Origin of the sequence: Pontibacter actiniarum (assembly GCF_003585765.1) — a bacterium.
In the GTDB taxonomy this organism is placed as follows: Bacteria; Bacteroidota; Bacteroidia; order Cytophagales; family Hymenobacteraceae; genus Pontibacter; species Pontibacter actiniarum.
The window spans coordinates 1,882,670-1,895,556 of the sequence record NZ_CP021235.1 but is presented as its reverse complement, the minus strand read 5'-3'; the positions used below and the strand labels follow the sequence as shown (position 1 = coordinate 1,895,556).

Below are 12,887 nucleotides of genomic sequence, written 5' to 3'. Positions count from 1 at the left end.
TCTATGATATGTTTGCGTTTCTCGCCAGATAAGTTGCCACAGAAGCCTGTTGAACCTCCGGGCGGTTATATGCCTGCCGTTTTAACGTAGTAATTCAGCACATCATCACGCCAGCCGCCCTGCCCTTTGCCGATATGGCTAAAGTCCTCCACCAGTTCTACACCACAGACATACTTTGCCATTTTATAGCCCAGCTGGCTCTCCAGGCGCAGCCGCAAAGGAGCTCCGTGGGCAATAGGTAAAGGCGCACCGTTCATTTCATAGGCCAGGATAGTTTGCGGCTTCCGTGCCAGCTCCATGTCAATCACTTCGTAGTAGTACCCATCGACCTCCGGCTTTTCCCATTTCTCGTCCAGAGTATGAAAAACAAGGTACTTTGCGTCTGGCAAAGGCTTGCAAAGCGCCAGCAGGTTTTCTATACGCACGCCTCCCCAAGTGGCATAATAAGACCAGCCCTGTACACATACATGCAGCGTAGACTGCTCCTGCTTTGGCAGGGCCTTTAGCTGATCCAGCCTCAGGTCCAGCGGCTTTTCCACTAAGCCTCTCACCTCAAAGGTAAAATTTTTAAACTCCTCTGCAAGGTGCCGGGTGTAGGCGGTGTTTCTGGGCGGCTGGCCATTGGCTCTGGGGGTGGGGGATATTTTCTGGTGATCCTGAACAGAATGCTGGTGATGGAAGAAGAACCTGCGTAACGAGTCTATCCCGACCTCCAGCGCCTTCTTTGTTTGGAAGGGGTGCTTTAGTGAGACTTTGGTGGCGAAGATGTTCAGGCCAATGACCAGGGCGATGGCAGCGAAACCTATGGCAAGGGCTAAATGGTTGGTATCATACTCGTTGTTCAGAACCATGTTCGCCAGTTTGTGCTCCAGGCCATGCGCCACTACCATAAAAAGGTGAATCAGGAAAAAGAAGACGTAAGCTACTAACCCTAGCAAGTGGATACTTCTGGCCACCTGCCTGCCTCCCAGAAACGCTGTGAGTTTAGGGTAGCGGGCACTGATGGCAGGGGCCATCAGGATACCAGTCAGGATCACCAGCGGAGTAAGGGCAAAAACGAGCAGGAAATAGGTAAGCTGTTGCAGGGGATTGTAAGGGTTGCCTGCTGCCGGTAGTTCCAGCGACAGGTAGGTCTTAAATGCCTGCCAGGCCTCCGGGAATATGCTCCAGGAGGTGGGCACCAGGCGCTGCCAGTGCGGAGTCAGAAAGAGTAACGTCATGTACAGTATGCCTGACAGAAGCCAGCCAACCACGGACCAGAGGTGCCAGTGTCGCCCCAGCCCCAGGTTGTTTCTGCCCGGCAAAGCCAGCCACGGGCTGAGCGGCCGAATCTCATCTTCAGCTGTCCACAGCGTGTTTCTCTCGACTTTCTTGTTCAGGAAATTAAGCCATTCGCTTCCGGGCTCGCAGTCGTTGTTCCAGTAAAACATCGGGTGGGCACCAATTATCTCTATTCCACTGCGAACCAGCAGGGTCATAAAAAGAAAGTTAAAGAAATGGGTAACCCGAAGCCAAAGAGGAAAATCAAGCGCCTGTGTTTCCATAGAATGTAAAAGTTTAAGAAGCTGCCATAGCGTTCCTCCAGCTTTGCGGGGGATATAAAACTACAAAGCCGGGTTCAAAACAAGGTTCCTGCAGCACCCTTAGAAGCTACGGAAGAAAAGGGCAGGGCGTTATTCGTTTAAAAACCTCAGAAGTTTTAGCTGTTTTGCAGTCTGCTCAATTGGGTCCTGAAGCTCTGTTCAAGGTTAAAAAACGCTGACAGTAGATTGGCCGGGGCTGCACTCCTGGATACAGAACATCCTATATGTAATCTGAAGGACGAGGTAACGGTGGTGTTGCAAACTCACCCAACCTCGGGCTACATAAGCTCACTGTTGCCTTATCCGCAGCAGTGCATATAGGGAGAGGGCTCTTTCGTAAACTTCATTCTTTGTCATCGTATGAGGAGGAACAGCAAGTATGACAAAAGTAAGCCTATGCTAAAAGAGAAGAGCCAGAAAAAGCGCAAACACTTCCGGTTGCTCTACAAACTGGAGGCAGGACTGGAAGCACCCATGTTCCTTCTCTCCATACTGTGGCTTATCTTTTTTATCCTGGAACTCACACAAGGACTTACACCAACACAAGAGCGCCTGGTAATTGCTATCTGGGTGATGTTCATCGTGGAGTTCTTGCTGAAGTTCTTTCTGGCTCCCCGCAAGGGGCAGTATATCAAACAAAACTGGCTCACGCTGCTAGCACTCATCATCCCGGCCTTTAGGGCATTCCGCCTGCTGCGGGCAATTCGGGTGCTGCAGGTAAGCAGAGTGGCCTCCACTACCCGGTTTGTCAGGGCGCTTACCTCCACAAACCGCTTTGTTAAGGAGGTGAAGGAGGCACAGGGGCCAAAGCCAACTGCGGAAATGAATGTCGGTGTGATGCTGGCCGCCAGCCCGTCTGCTGACAGGGAGGCGCTAGTGGCCTTTACAGCACACCTTATTGACGATGCCAAAGAAGAGATGGCGGCCGCCACCGGGCAGGAGTGGTTCTTTCACCTGGCCGAGCCGGAAGGCCTTGCCTCTGATGAACCCAGGCAGCCTGCTGATTTTCTGGATTACGCTAGTCTGCGCATGGCGGAGGGACCCTATGACATGGTTGTCGTGGTTACTGATGTTGCTTTGATGTCACGCAAGAAGAGGGCGGAAGCCGGTCTTGCTTCCACAGTGTGCAGGGTTCTGGTGATCTCCACCCGCAGGCTTACCTCCACACGCAGGGGCAGCCCTGCCCGAAGCCTCACCTCGGAGGCTGTACGTTGGAATGGCGTAACGCTTCTCCTTCATCTGCTTGGCCATGTCATCGGGTTGTCACACAGAAATGTGAGAGAAAGTAAGCTAATGGCTCCCTTTGAGTTTCGGGAGGAGAGGGGGCGAGCGCAGCACTTTGGTAAGAAGGAAAGAAAGGTGTTGCAGGAGCGGACAGAGCACCTGCCGGAGCGGGAGTTGCGCGGCGGCACGATGCTGGAAGCGCTTATCTTTCATGTACTGATGGCGCTGCGGCATCCGAAGGATGTGCTGAAACCACTGCTGCGGAACTGGGCTTTTTTGCTTCCCCTTTCCTTACCAGGCTTGGCCACAGCAGCGGTAGCTCCTTCTTTCCTGCTGGTCTTTACGGCAGAGATTTGGGACGTAGGCCTAAACATGCAGAACCAGACAGTGATAATTTATGCCCTTGTCAGCATACTGGCGGCGAGCTTTTACCTGGTGCGGGTGCAGTCGCTTTTCCTCCCGCGCAAAGAGAAGCGGGTGCTGACGGAGCATTTGGCAGTTGCCAACGTGGTGATCTTCCTGAGCGTGCTGCTGGCCTGTATCGGGTTGTTCTTTCTGGTGGGAGCGCTGATGTTTCTCATTGAAGTCTATATTTTCCCCGAAGGGCTGATGAAAACCTGGCCGACGCTGCTGGACCAGCCGGTAATAGACTGGACAATCAAGTTGCGCTTGGCTGCTTTCATCAGCACCGTCGGCGTTACAACCGGTGCCCTGGCGGGAGGTATGGAAAGCAAAACCGTTATCCAGCACCTGGCGCTTTTTGAGGATGAGCCTTAGAAAGGGGAAGTGATTCGTGAAGAATCTATTCTCCCGCATGAACACTTTTCTGCCTTTTTGGGGTATGGCAGAATGTGGGGCTGTCAGAAGGGCTGAATTCCAACCTTGTTTGAGTACTGTGGCAGCGTTACTGAGATTTTAGAAGTGCTGCTAAAACTGTAAGGTTTCAAAAAAGTTAAGGCTGCCACCTGCTGATGAATTGTTTGTATATTGAGCTACAGGCGCAAGCACAATGCCTCGGTCAAAGGCATCGTGCTGGTTCCGCGAAAGAAACAGACTATATCAAGCATGGATAACCCTTTGCTAATCGGAGTAACCTGCGGCGGCGCTTTCCTGCTTGCCTTCCTGCTATTCAACCACCCAAGCAGGAGCAACACCGCTGCCAACAGATGGCTCGGCTTTTTCGTGGCGACCTTTGCCTGCGCCATGCTTGAGGTGTTCCTGCACAACCTGAGTCTTCATGTCCTGTACCCAGCGGCTTTTGCTTTCATAGAAGCTGTCCGGTTCCTGTCCGCCCCCACGCTTTACCTAAGCATCCTCGTCTTTACCACGCCTACTAAAAAGTTTAGGGCAAGGGAGCTTTGGCACTTTGCCCCTTTTGCTTTATGGCTGTTGTTTCAGTTGGCCAATGTTTGGAGAGGGGAGAACCTGCGGTTTGAAAGTGAGTTATTACAAAATGCTTTTCTGAGTGTTGTTAGGCTCAGTGTTCCATTTCAGACGGTGGCTTACCTGGTCCTCTGCTTTAGAAGGCTGCGGCAGCACCGGCTTAACATCGAGAAGGTGGCCTCCGCCACCGAGGCCGTTGACCTTTCCTGGCTCAGGCACTTTCTGCTTGCCCTGGTTGTCGTGGTGCTGGTGTGGTTCAACCTGGCCTTCTTCAACTTTAAGCAGCTGTTCAGCCTTACGCCCTTCTTGTACTTAACAGGGCTTTACTCCCTGGCCTTTTTCTCGCTGCGTCAAAAGGAGATATTCGCCTTTGCCCCGGCACAGCTTGCAGAACTTAAACCGGTGATTGAGCCCGTTAGTGAAAGGGACGAGAAGCAGAAAAGGCTCTCCGAAAGCATGATGCAGTCGCTGCAGTTAAGGCTGGAGCAGGAGATGCAGTATGAGAAGGCGTTTCTGGAGAACGAGCTTAGTTTACCCGTACTCGCGCAGAAGGTCGGTGTGTCGGCACATGAACTCTCTTACCTAATCAACCAGGTGTACGGTGAGAATTTCTACGCCTTCGTGAACAGGCATCGGGTGGAGGAGGCCAAGCGCCTGCTGTCTTCCCCTGAAGCCGACAAGCTTAACATGCTCGGAATTGCTTATCAGGCGGGCTTCAACTCAAAAACTACTTTCAACACGGCATTCAAAAAGCATACGGGTCTATCCCCGACGGAGTATGGGAAACAGGCGCGGCCACGGCAGCAGGCGAAAAATGCCTAAAATCTGTTCGCTTGGATGCACCCGAACGCATACGTAGCAGCAACTCGCCATCTTTAGGTCAAAATATTCAAAGCAAATGCGAAATATGACGACCTGCAGAAAAAACCTGTTTCTACTACTTTACCTAATCAGCTGTCTCTCTAGCTCCAACGCCTTTAGCCAGGAGGCACCAACGCCCCAAGACTTGAACGAGCTGAAGTTCCTGCTGGAAAACGAGATGGAAAGGCAGCACGTGGCGGGCATGATGCTAACCCTTGTTACCCGTGATTCTGTGCTTTATGCAGGGGGGCTGGGTTACGCCGATGTGGAACAGAAAGTGCCTGTGACTGACCGGCACCTCTTCCGGCAGGCATCCATTGCCAAGCTGTTTACCGCTCTTGGCATTCTCAGCTTGGTGGATGAAGGCAAGCTAACCGTTTACACCAAGCTTAAGGATGTGGCCCCCGAAGTCCCCATCCACAATGAATGGGAGGATACGGATCCCATCACCATGGCGCATCTCATGGAGCACAGCACGGGGTTTTATGATAAGTCACCGCTGGAAGAATTCAACTTCGAACGAGAGAAGCTAGGTGGTTTAGAGACTCTAAAGGTGTTTCAGGATCAGATGGAGTCGAGGTGGAGGCCGGGGGAGCGGTTTTCCTACTCGGCCGTCAACTACGCCATACTCGCCTATGTGATCGAGAAAGTGTCGGGCATGCCTTTCGAGGAATACATGCGGGAGAAAGTCTTTTCACGTCTGGGTATGCCCTATGCGAACGTGAGCCTGGCAGGTGATGCGCCGGGAACTTACAGCAGTGGCTATGTCTGGAGAGATGGCCGGTTTCAGCTCGTGCCGCACAGGCCGCAGTACAATCCCGGCTACGGCTCCCTCAACGCCAGCGCTGTGGACATGGCGCATGCTCTCCAGGCTTACCTGCATGACTGGCAAACGCCTAAGGGACAGTTCCTGACTACGGAGATGCTGCATGATTCTGAAGCGCCGCGCACCTACCTGTCTGCCCAGGCAGGGCTTCACAGCACCTACGCCTTTGGGAATGAGAGCAGGGAGGTGAATGGGAGGGTCTTCAGGGGCCATTCAGGTTCGGTTGCGGGCTACCTGTCGAATTTCCTGTACAACCGGGAGCTGGGCCTCGGTTTTGCCTTCAGCATTAACACCTTCAACCCTGGGTTCCACCGCTACGCAACAGACCTGATCGGACGGTTCCTGACCCGGCACCTGGACGAGCCAAAGGCACCGTCTGCCTACCCACTGCAGGCGGCTGCCGTTGACCCATTTCTGGGGTATTATCATCTCAGCAGCAGCTCTGATCTTTACACTGGCTACTTTCAGGGCCTGCTAACGACCTTTAAGCTGGAGCAGCAGCAGGACGGGTTGCTGGCCAACTATATACTCGGTGGCTCGATGAACTGGAAAGCTGCTGGCAGCAGCAGCCTGCTGTTCACAAATGAGTGGGCGAAGGACCCCAGGATTATGCTCCTTCGGGACAGGGAGAACCGGCCGGTGATAGTGGAGGACACCATGTACTATGAGAAGGTTAGCGCCTTCGAGGCTTGGGCACCGGTTGTTTTACTGCTCCTTTGCCTGCTTATCATGGTAAGCTCTGTTATGATCGGAGCTATCTCAGTCGTGCTCCTGCTGCTAAAGCGGAAAATAGTACTAAACGTGTTCCTTCTGCGGCTCTCACCGGTTTTGGTTACACTTGGCCTGCTGTTGAGCATTTGGACTATTCCCCAATTCACAGACCGTGTCACGGCAGGAGTGCCTATCGAGGGGCTTACATACTTGTGGACGATTGGGAGATGCCTCTTCGCTTTCTTTACCTTGGCCACCGTAGTTTTACTGGTGTTGCGCTGGAGGTCCTTGCGGAGCGGGTGGCTGAGGGGGTATATGGCTGCGGTGACTTTCTGTGGATGCTACTTTTTCGCTGTATTGGTAGAAAGCAACTGGTACTAATGCTGCTGCAAAGCGTGGATATGTAGCCTATGTTTGGAGTGTTCTAACCATATGCGTTAGAAATTGCAGTTAGGGAGGCAGTAAAACAAAAGGGGAAATCTTGGTTTTATCGAACCAAAAAAGCCGCTCCAGTTTTACCTGAAGCGGCTTTAGTAGCCCGTAGGGGAATCGAACCCCTGTTACCAGAATGAAAATCTGGCGTCCTAACCCCTAGACGAACGGGCCAATTTGGTGATGGTTTGTCGCTCATTTCCCTGATTGACGATGCAAATATAGCGGGTGATTTTGGTTTCGCAATACCCTGCGTAATAAAAAATGATGCATGCTGTGAAAATAGCTGATTTACAATATAATAATTTTTACTTCTCGAACGAAATAACGCTGTAGAGCTCTGGCTCCAGAAACGGGCCGCCCGGGTGAGGGGCCGTATAGTCAAAGTTTATCCAAAGGTCGTCGCCGGTTTCGTGGAAGTGAATCTTGTCCCCGGCCACTTCATCCGGGAAGAGGGTGCGCACGGCATAGCTGATTTTATCCAGGTCATCCACATGCCCAATTTTTACTTCGGTGTACATGTGGGTCGGTGAGATCACAACACGTGCCTCGCCTCCTATAGCCATAACGGAGGAGGCCATCAGGATTGCATAGTCGTCGCAGTCGCCGGCCAGTAGCTGCATACTTTCAATTGGCGGAGAGTAGTAGTCCATGCCCAGTGGGTCGTTCACGTACTTCCAGTTAAGGCGGATATGCTTAAAAAGTGAAAAGTAGCGGGTGAGCTTGCCGAACTTGCGGTAGTACTCATCGTGAAAGTAGCGGGTAGAGTTCTCTACCGCGAAAGCGCGTACTTTGGGATGTGTGGCCTGCATGGCGCTTTTTACGCGCTGGTTCTGGAAATATGTGCCACGCACCGGCTTAAAGTAAGAAACCTTATGCGGGTTGCTGGTTACATTTACCAGCATGGCGTTGTAGTCATCGTAAATGCCGTCGAAGGTCTGGTTCTTAAACGTACTGTTAAAAGCCATCATACCCAGTATGCCTATGAACATAAGTACAATGAGTTTGCGGCTGTACTTGGTTACTAATACGGAGACGGCAGCAGCCAATAGGAGACACAGGAGAAAGTGCCACTCATAGTTCATAGAGTTGTACGGGGGCAGGTAAAAACTGAGCAGCACAGCCATGGGGAACACAATGATGATCTGTATGAACCGCACTGCGAAGTTTAGGATGTTGTGATGTATAAGCTGGGTCATAGGTTTGCCTTTAGGAGGTTTGGCGCTTCGGAACTTCATAGCTATACAGCTACAAAGCCCTCTTTATACTTAACGCAAACTCTGGGCCTTTTTGCTCCTGAAAACAAAGGTTTTTTTGAATATTTTTAGCAGAAATAAATTGGCGGTTTGCCGATAAATTTATAAGTTAAAAGGGAAGGCTGCGTTTGCCCATTACCATTCTCCACATCTTGCAGGAAGCCTCACAAAAGCCAGAGCTTAGCCCTATTTGCCAAGGGTGGTCGTAGAGCAAAGGGCGGTACCTGTTCCTCTGGATTCCCGGCATATCTAACATTTAACCATGTGTCGAACCTGCCAGAGTTCTACTACTTGCGCCAGCTGTGCGCTGCCTCCTTCCATGCCCTTGCCGCCTGTAATTGTGCCTTGCTGCTGCCTTCCCACACACTGAGGCCAGAGAGGAGGGAAGCCAGTGGGGTAAGTCAAGTGCAGCTACTATCTAAGGCTTTCTGAAAAGCAGTGGGCAAAGCGTCTCCTTTCATGCTGCAAAATGCTTTTTCCACTCGAGTAGCCATGGCACAGTAAGCCTATACAAAAAAGCCCGCTGCTTTATCGGCAGCGGGCTTTTTTGTATAGGCTTACGTGTTTTACTGATATTGAATGTACAGCGGTGTTGGCTGCAGGGCCAGTATTTCCTCCGGCTCCATCAGGCGTGGGCTCTTGCGGAGGTCGTTTTTGTAAAAGAGCTTGAACCCGGTAAACTGCACCGGCTCTTTCTGTATGTAGCGACGGTAAGTGTCCTTCTTCAGGGCAGGATGTCCCCAGCCGTCCATGTGCATCACCACCTGTACCTCAGGGCGCAGCTCAATCTGGTCATAGTTCGTGATCATCCGCTGGGTGAAGCGGTGCACGATGAGCAGCTTGGGCGGCAGCTGGTGCTCTTTGGCCATGTCAGCTAAAAACTGTGTCGCATAGTTAATGTCGGCAGCATCAAAGGTGCCGATGCTGCGGCCCGGTATGCCGCCGTCCTTCATCGAGAACTCGGCGTCAATGCCCAGGTGTACATTCGGCAGCTTCAGGTAGTCAGCCAGCTGCGGTAACTCTTCCTGCAGGGTGCTTTGTCCCACCTGCACGTCCAGGAACACGATGGCATCGCGCTGCTTGGCCATCGCCAGCACATCGTCGATCATCTTGTTTGTCATCCGGAGCCTGTATTTGCCCGCACGCCCCGGCTGCCCCTGGGCCGTTACCACAATAACATGCAGGGCAGGTTGCACCGGCGTCAGGGAGTCGGCGGCGGTCCAGTTGGCTACTTCTTCGTCCAGCTTGGCCAGCATTTCCTCTGGTGGCAGTTCGCCAAGTATGCCCATGCGGCGGGAGAGGGGGTTGCCGTAAAATGCCACGATGCGCTTTTGCGGCAGTATGGCACCAGGCAATGGCTCTGGCCCCGGGTACGTCCAGGCGGCCGTTTTCTCGGCTTTGCTGCTTGCCAGCACGACTTCTGCCTGTGGGGCAGCGGCAGAGTCAGCAGCAACTGCGGCTGGTTCTGCGGTAAAAGCCGTATCGGCAGGGGCTGGCGGGGGCGTGGCCACAGTGGCGCTGTTGGCTTCCTGCTCTTGCTGGCAGGCCGTGTTCAGCAGCAGCGCACAGAAGAAGGCGGCGCCGTACGTGTAAGAGGTAAAAGGGTGGAAGGCCTTGGGGCCGTTTTCATTTTGTGTTTTTTGCTTCCGCGATGGGATGGCATCACGTAGCAGTCGGCGCAGATTCATCAACTCGTATTTTAATTCATTAGAGTTGCTGAAGTTAGGCAAATTTTCCGGAGCGCGCCTGCCCGTGCAGTCAAAATTTAGTGAAAAAATCAGGTATGGGTGTAGTGCCGCTTCAGCCACTCGCTCAGGCCCTGTAGCCCCGGAAACAGGACGCGCTCTGTAATGTTTGCCTGGTCCAGCTTGTCGCGCACCTCCCATTTCATTTCTTTCGGGATGATCACCCGGAAGTATAGATCCGGATGCTGGTCCAGCCATTTACTCAGCTCCGCCTTCACGTCAGACATCATGGAGAAGAGGGCATACTGGTGTACGATCCGTGCATCCAGCGAGGGCGGCTCCAGAAACACGACATAGTCCTCTTCCTGAAAACTCTTGAGCGCCTTAAAGGACGGGGCTACCGGGCCAAGCATTTCTGGGGTAAACACGTTGGAGCCCTCCTCTTGCAGGGTGTTCTTTAGCGGGGCCGGCAGGTAGCTTCTTGATTTAACATAATTAACGCACCACACACAGCCGTCCTTGTCGTACTGGTCCAGGTCGGCGGTGGCAAAGTGTAGCGCTACATAGGGCGAGTAGGTCCAGTCGAGCAGGCGGGTGGGCAGGCCATGGTGTTGCGCCACAGCCAGCCAGTTCCAAATGGAGTCGCCGGGGGCCGAGTTGCTGTGGGCGTACTTCCGGAAGTTGCGCAGGAGGTGCGGCTCCAACTCGCTGTACTTGCTGCCAATGCGCATGATGCTGGTGCTCAGGTCAAAGGATTTGCTCCAGGTGCCCCGGTACACATACGACGACCTGAAGCGCTCTATCTTCTCATCCCAGCTGTGGTCGAAGAGGGCGCTCTGGAGCTCCGCCCAACTGTTCACTACAATGTCTTTTCCGGGTTCCATAGGCAAGGGTGTGTCTCTAGCTGCATATCGTATTCGGCAGCGGTAGGTTTCAGCAGGGGCTAAGTTAGGCATTCGGCAGGTAAAATGGCTGTTATTTTATTGTGATATTCAATAATATTTATAAATAGTTATAGACTATACCTATGAAATGATAGGTAAATATGATGCGCCTGTTGTACAACAGCGTAAGGGGCAGGGCGTAAACGAAAGCATGTTTTACATTAATCCATAACACTATGTTTTATCATGATAACAAACTTCAGTACACGGTAAAGGTGGACAAACCAAACCCCGCTTTTGCTAAAATGTTACAGCAGGCAATTGGCGGTATAGAAGGGGAGATACGGGTATGCCTGCAGTACCTGTTCCAGGCGTGGGGCTCCAGAGGCCCGCAGAAGTACCGCGACATGCTGATGGAAACGGGAACGGAAGAAATTGCCCATATTGAAATGCTTGCCACGGCAGTTGCCCTTAACCTGGAGGGGGCTCCGATGTCGCTGAAAGATGAGATGGCCCAGGATAAGGTGATAGGCGCTGTGATGGGAGGCATGAACCCGCGGCACGTGCTTTCGTCAGGGTTAGCGGCCATGGCCGTAGACAGTAACGGTGTGCCGTTTAACGGCTCCTGGGTCGTGGGTAGCGGTAACCTGGCGGCTGATATGTACGCCAATGTGATGGCGGAGTCTACGGGGCGCCTGCTGGCAACGCGCCTTTGGGAGGCTACCGATGACCCGGGCATGAAAGACATGCTGGCTTTCCTGATTGCCCGCGACACAATGCACCAGAACCAGTGGCTGGCGGTGCTGGAGGAGCTGGGTGGCCTGAACGGGGTGCATCCAATCCCGAACTCTTTCCCGCAGGCGGAGGAGAACCAGGAGTTTAATTACGCGTTCGTCTCTACCAAAGTGAACGACATGGACGGTGCAGCGGAAGAAATGAAGAACGCACGCTGGGGAAGTGGCAAATCAATGGATGGAAAAGGCGAGTTTAAGGTCGTTACTGCCACGCCGCATGGTCAGGAGCCTAAACTCTCCCCGCCAGACCCGCGCGGCCACGCTCAGAAAGAGCAGATGATGGGCGGTGCCGGAGGCATGGTAGACAAAGTGAAAAACAAACTGAGCTAACAGTATAAATTGATAAAGGCCGACTTTAGAAGTCGGCCTTTATTATTTCGCTTGCTCCGGTTTATAGATTGGCTTGAGCAGGTTGCCAATCTGTGCGTAGGGGAGCGTCACTTCCGTCATGCCCATGGAATAGGGGCCGATCTCATAGCTGTTGTAAAGCAACAAGAGTCCTTTATCTGTAAGGCCTGCCTCTTGCGGCAGGGGCAGTTTTTCATCCTCTACAAACAGTCCCGCCTCAGTAAGCGACTGGCCCTCCGGGAAATCATACTTGCGCCGCACCTCCCGCTCGGCCAACTGCAGGAGCTGTGTCGTATCCGTCACCATTTCGGTTAGATGAACCCTGTTGCCCTGCCTGTCAAACGTTTGCAGCGAAAAGTAGCTGTTGCCGTGCGCGCCGCCGGTGTAGCTACTGTACTCCTGGCGAAGCGTTACAAACCTATCAGACTGATAGATGGGATTTACGGCTACGTTCAACGTCCAGGCGGCCGTGGCGGGCACCTCGCCCTCCAGGTCGGCCAGGTACTCCTCCTGGTCCCGGATAAAGGTTTCGGCCAGCGTAACGGCCGGGTTGCCCGACTGCTGTACCTCCTGGTCCGGGTCCTGGCCCATTTGCATCTGGAGCAGCTGTTGTGCCATAAAGGTGTTCAGGCTGTCGCGGAGGGACTGTGCGCCGCCTTCTGCTGTTATCGCCTTGACCTCCGCCGTAGCGCAGCCGTCCGCATTCTGGCCGCAAAGGCCGGATTGCCGGGTAACGGTTTCAGAACGGAAGGTGAGGGGCTGTTGCTCCTGAACAGGGGCTTCTGCCTCTTGCTTTTCGGTATTGCTTTGGCAGGAAGAAAAAATTAAGGAGCAGAGCGCAAGGGTGCGCAGCAGTTTTGAGGGCATAGCGTATTTGTTTGAGTGTTGCCGGCAAGTTAG

9 protein-coding genes and 1 tRNA gene are annotated in these 12,887 nt (G+C 53.1%); 4 read left to right on the top strand and 6 right to left on the bottom strand.

The window, feature by feature from the left end:
* Positions 1 to 65 precede the first annotated feature (65 nt).
* Positions 66 to 1,544 (bottom strand): molybdopterin-dependent oxidoreductase, encoded by a 1,479-nt coding sequence (locus CA264_RS08235; protein WP_036775914.1) that lies wholly within the window; start codon positions 1,542 to 1,544, stop codon positions 66 to 68.
* A gap of 435 nt (positions 1,545 to 1,979) precedes the next feature.
* Between CA264_RS08235 and CA264_RS08230 the strand changes: the two genes are divergently transcribed.
* The 3 genes from CA264_RS08230 to CA264_RS08220 all read left to right on the top strand — a co-directional run bounded on the left by CA264_RS08230 (position 1,980) and on the right by CA264_RS08220 (position 6,969).
* On the top strand, positions 1,980 to 3,584 hold the full coding sequence (locus tag CA264_RS08230) for a hypothetical protein (protein WP_157593662.1): 1,605 nt from the start codon (positions 1,980 to 1,982) through the stop codon (positions 3,582 to 3,584).
* Between the two features lie 288 nt (positions 3,585 to 3,872).
* On the top strand, positions 3,873 to 5,012 hold the full coding sequence (locus tag CA264_RS08225) for a helix-turn-helix domain-containing protein (RefSeq protein WP_157593661.1): 1,140 nt from the start codon (positions 3,873 to 3,875) through the stop codon (positions 5,010 to 5,012).
* A 184-nt stretch (positions 5,013 to 5,196) separates the two neighbouring features.
* On the top strand, positions 5,197 to 6,969 hold the full coding sequence (locus tag CA264_RS08220; RefSeq protein WP_025606231.1) for a serine hydrolase domain-containing protein: 1,773 nt from the start codon (positions 5,197 to 5,199) through the stop codon (positions 6,967 to 6,969).
* A 153-nt stretch (positions 6,970 to 7,122) separates the two neighbouring features.
* Here the strand turns inward: CA264_RS08220 and CA264_RS08215 are convergent.
* From CA264_RS08215 to CA264_RS08200, 4 genes are all read right to left on the bottom strand, one after another.
* Positions 7,123 to 7,194: transfer RNA gene (locus CA264_RS08215), tRNA-Glu, on the bottom strand.
* 134 nt (positions 7,195 to 7,328) lie between these two features.
* Positions 7,329 to 8,219, bottom strand: a complete 891-nt coding sequence (locus CA264_RS08210; RefSeq protein ID WP_025606229.1) for a transglutaminase-like domain-containing protein — start codon at positions 8,217 to 8,219, stop codon at positions 7,329 to 7,331.
* Positions 8,220 to 8,842: 623 nt separating this feature from the next.
* Positions 8,843 to 9,964, bottom strand: a complete 1,122-nt coding sequence (locus tag CA264_RS08205) for a hypothetical protein (protein WP_025606218.1) — start codon at positions 9,962 to 9,964, stop codon at positions 8,843 to 8,845.
* An 89-nt stretch (positions 9,965 to 10,053) separates the two neighbouring features.
* Positions 10,054 to 10,845: an FRG domain-containing protein gene (locus CA264_RS08200; RefSeq protein ID WP_025606216.1), complete on the bottom strand. Its 792-nt coding sequence runs from the start codon at positions 10,843 to 10,845 to the stop codon at positions 10,054 to 10,056.
* A gap of 236 nt (positions 10,846 to 11,081) precedes the next feature.
* On the opposite strand from CA264_RS08200, the gene CA264_RS08195 reads away from it, so the two are divergent.
* Positions 11,082 to 11,969 carry a manganese catalase gene (locus CA264_RS08195; RefSeq protein ID WP_025606214.1) on the top strand — a complete coding sequence of 296 codons (888 nt, stop codon included), beginning with the start codon at positions 11,082 to 11,084 and terminating at the stop codon, positions 11,967 to 11,969.
* Between the two features lie 42 nt (positions 11,970 to 12,011).
* On the opposite strand, the gene CA264_RS08190 is transcribed toward CA264_RS08195, so the two are convergent.
* Complete coding sequence (locus CA264_RS08190; protein WP_025606212.1) at positions 12,012 to 12,854, bottom strand: DUF3298 and DUF4163 domain-containing protein; 843 nt, start codon at positions 12,852 to 12,854, stop codon at positions 12,012 to 12,014.
* Between the last annotated feature and the right edge of the window lie 33 nt (positions 12,855 to 12,887).

Bases quoted from the DNA above. Each gene is read 5' to 3' on its own strand.
- CA264_RS08235 (WP_036775914.1), bottom strand. From the start codon at position 1,544: ATGGAAACACAGGCGCTTGATTTTCCTCTTTGGCTTCGGGTTACCCAT.
- CA264_RS08230 (WP_157593662.1), top strand. From the start codon at position 1,980: ATGCTAAAAGAGAAGAGCCAGAAAAAGCGCAAACACTTCCGGTTGCTC.
- CA264_RS08225 (WP_157593661.1), top strand. From the start codon at position 3,873: ATGGATAACCCTTTGCTAATCGGAGTAACCTGCGGCGGCGCTTTCCTG.
- CA264_RS08210 (WP_025606229.1), bottom strand. From the start codon at position 8,219: ATGACCCAGCTTATACATCACAACATCCTAAACTTCGCAGTGCGGTTC.
- CA264_RS08205 (WP_025606218.1), bottom strand. From the start codon at position 9,964: ATGAATCTGCGCCGACTGCTACGTGATGCCATCCCATCGCGGAAGCAA.
- CA264_RS08200 (WP_025606216.1), bottom strand. From the start codon at position 10,845: ATGGAACCCGGAAAAGACATTGTAGTGAACAGTTGGGCGGAGCTCCAG.
- CA264_RS08195 (WP_025606214.1), top strand. From the start codon at position 11,082: ATGTTTTATCATGATAACAAACTTCAGTACACGGTAAAGGTGGACAAA.
- CA264_RS08190 (WP_025606212.1), bottom strand. From the start codon at position 12,854: ATGCCCTCAAAACTGCTGCGCACCCTTGCGCTCTGCTCCTTAATTTTT.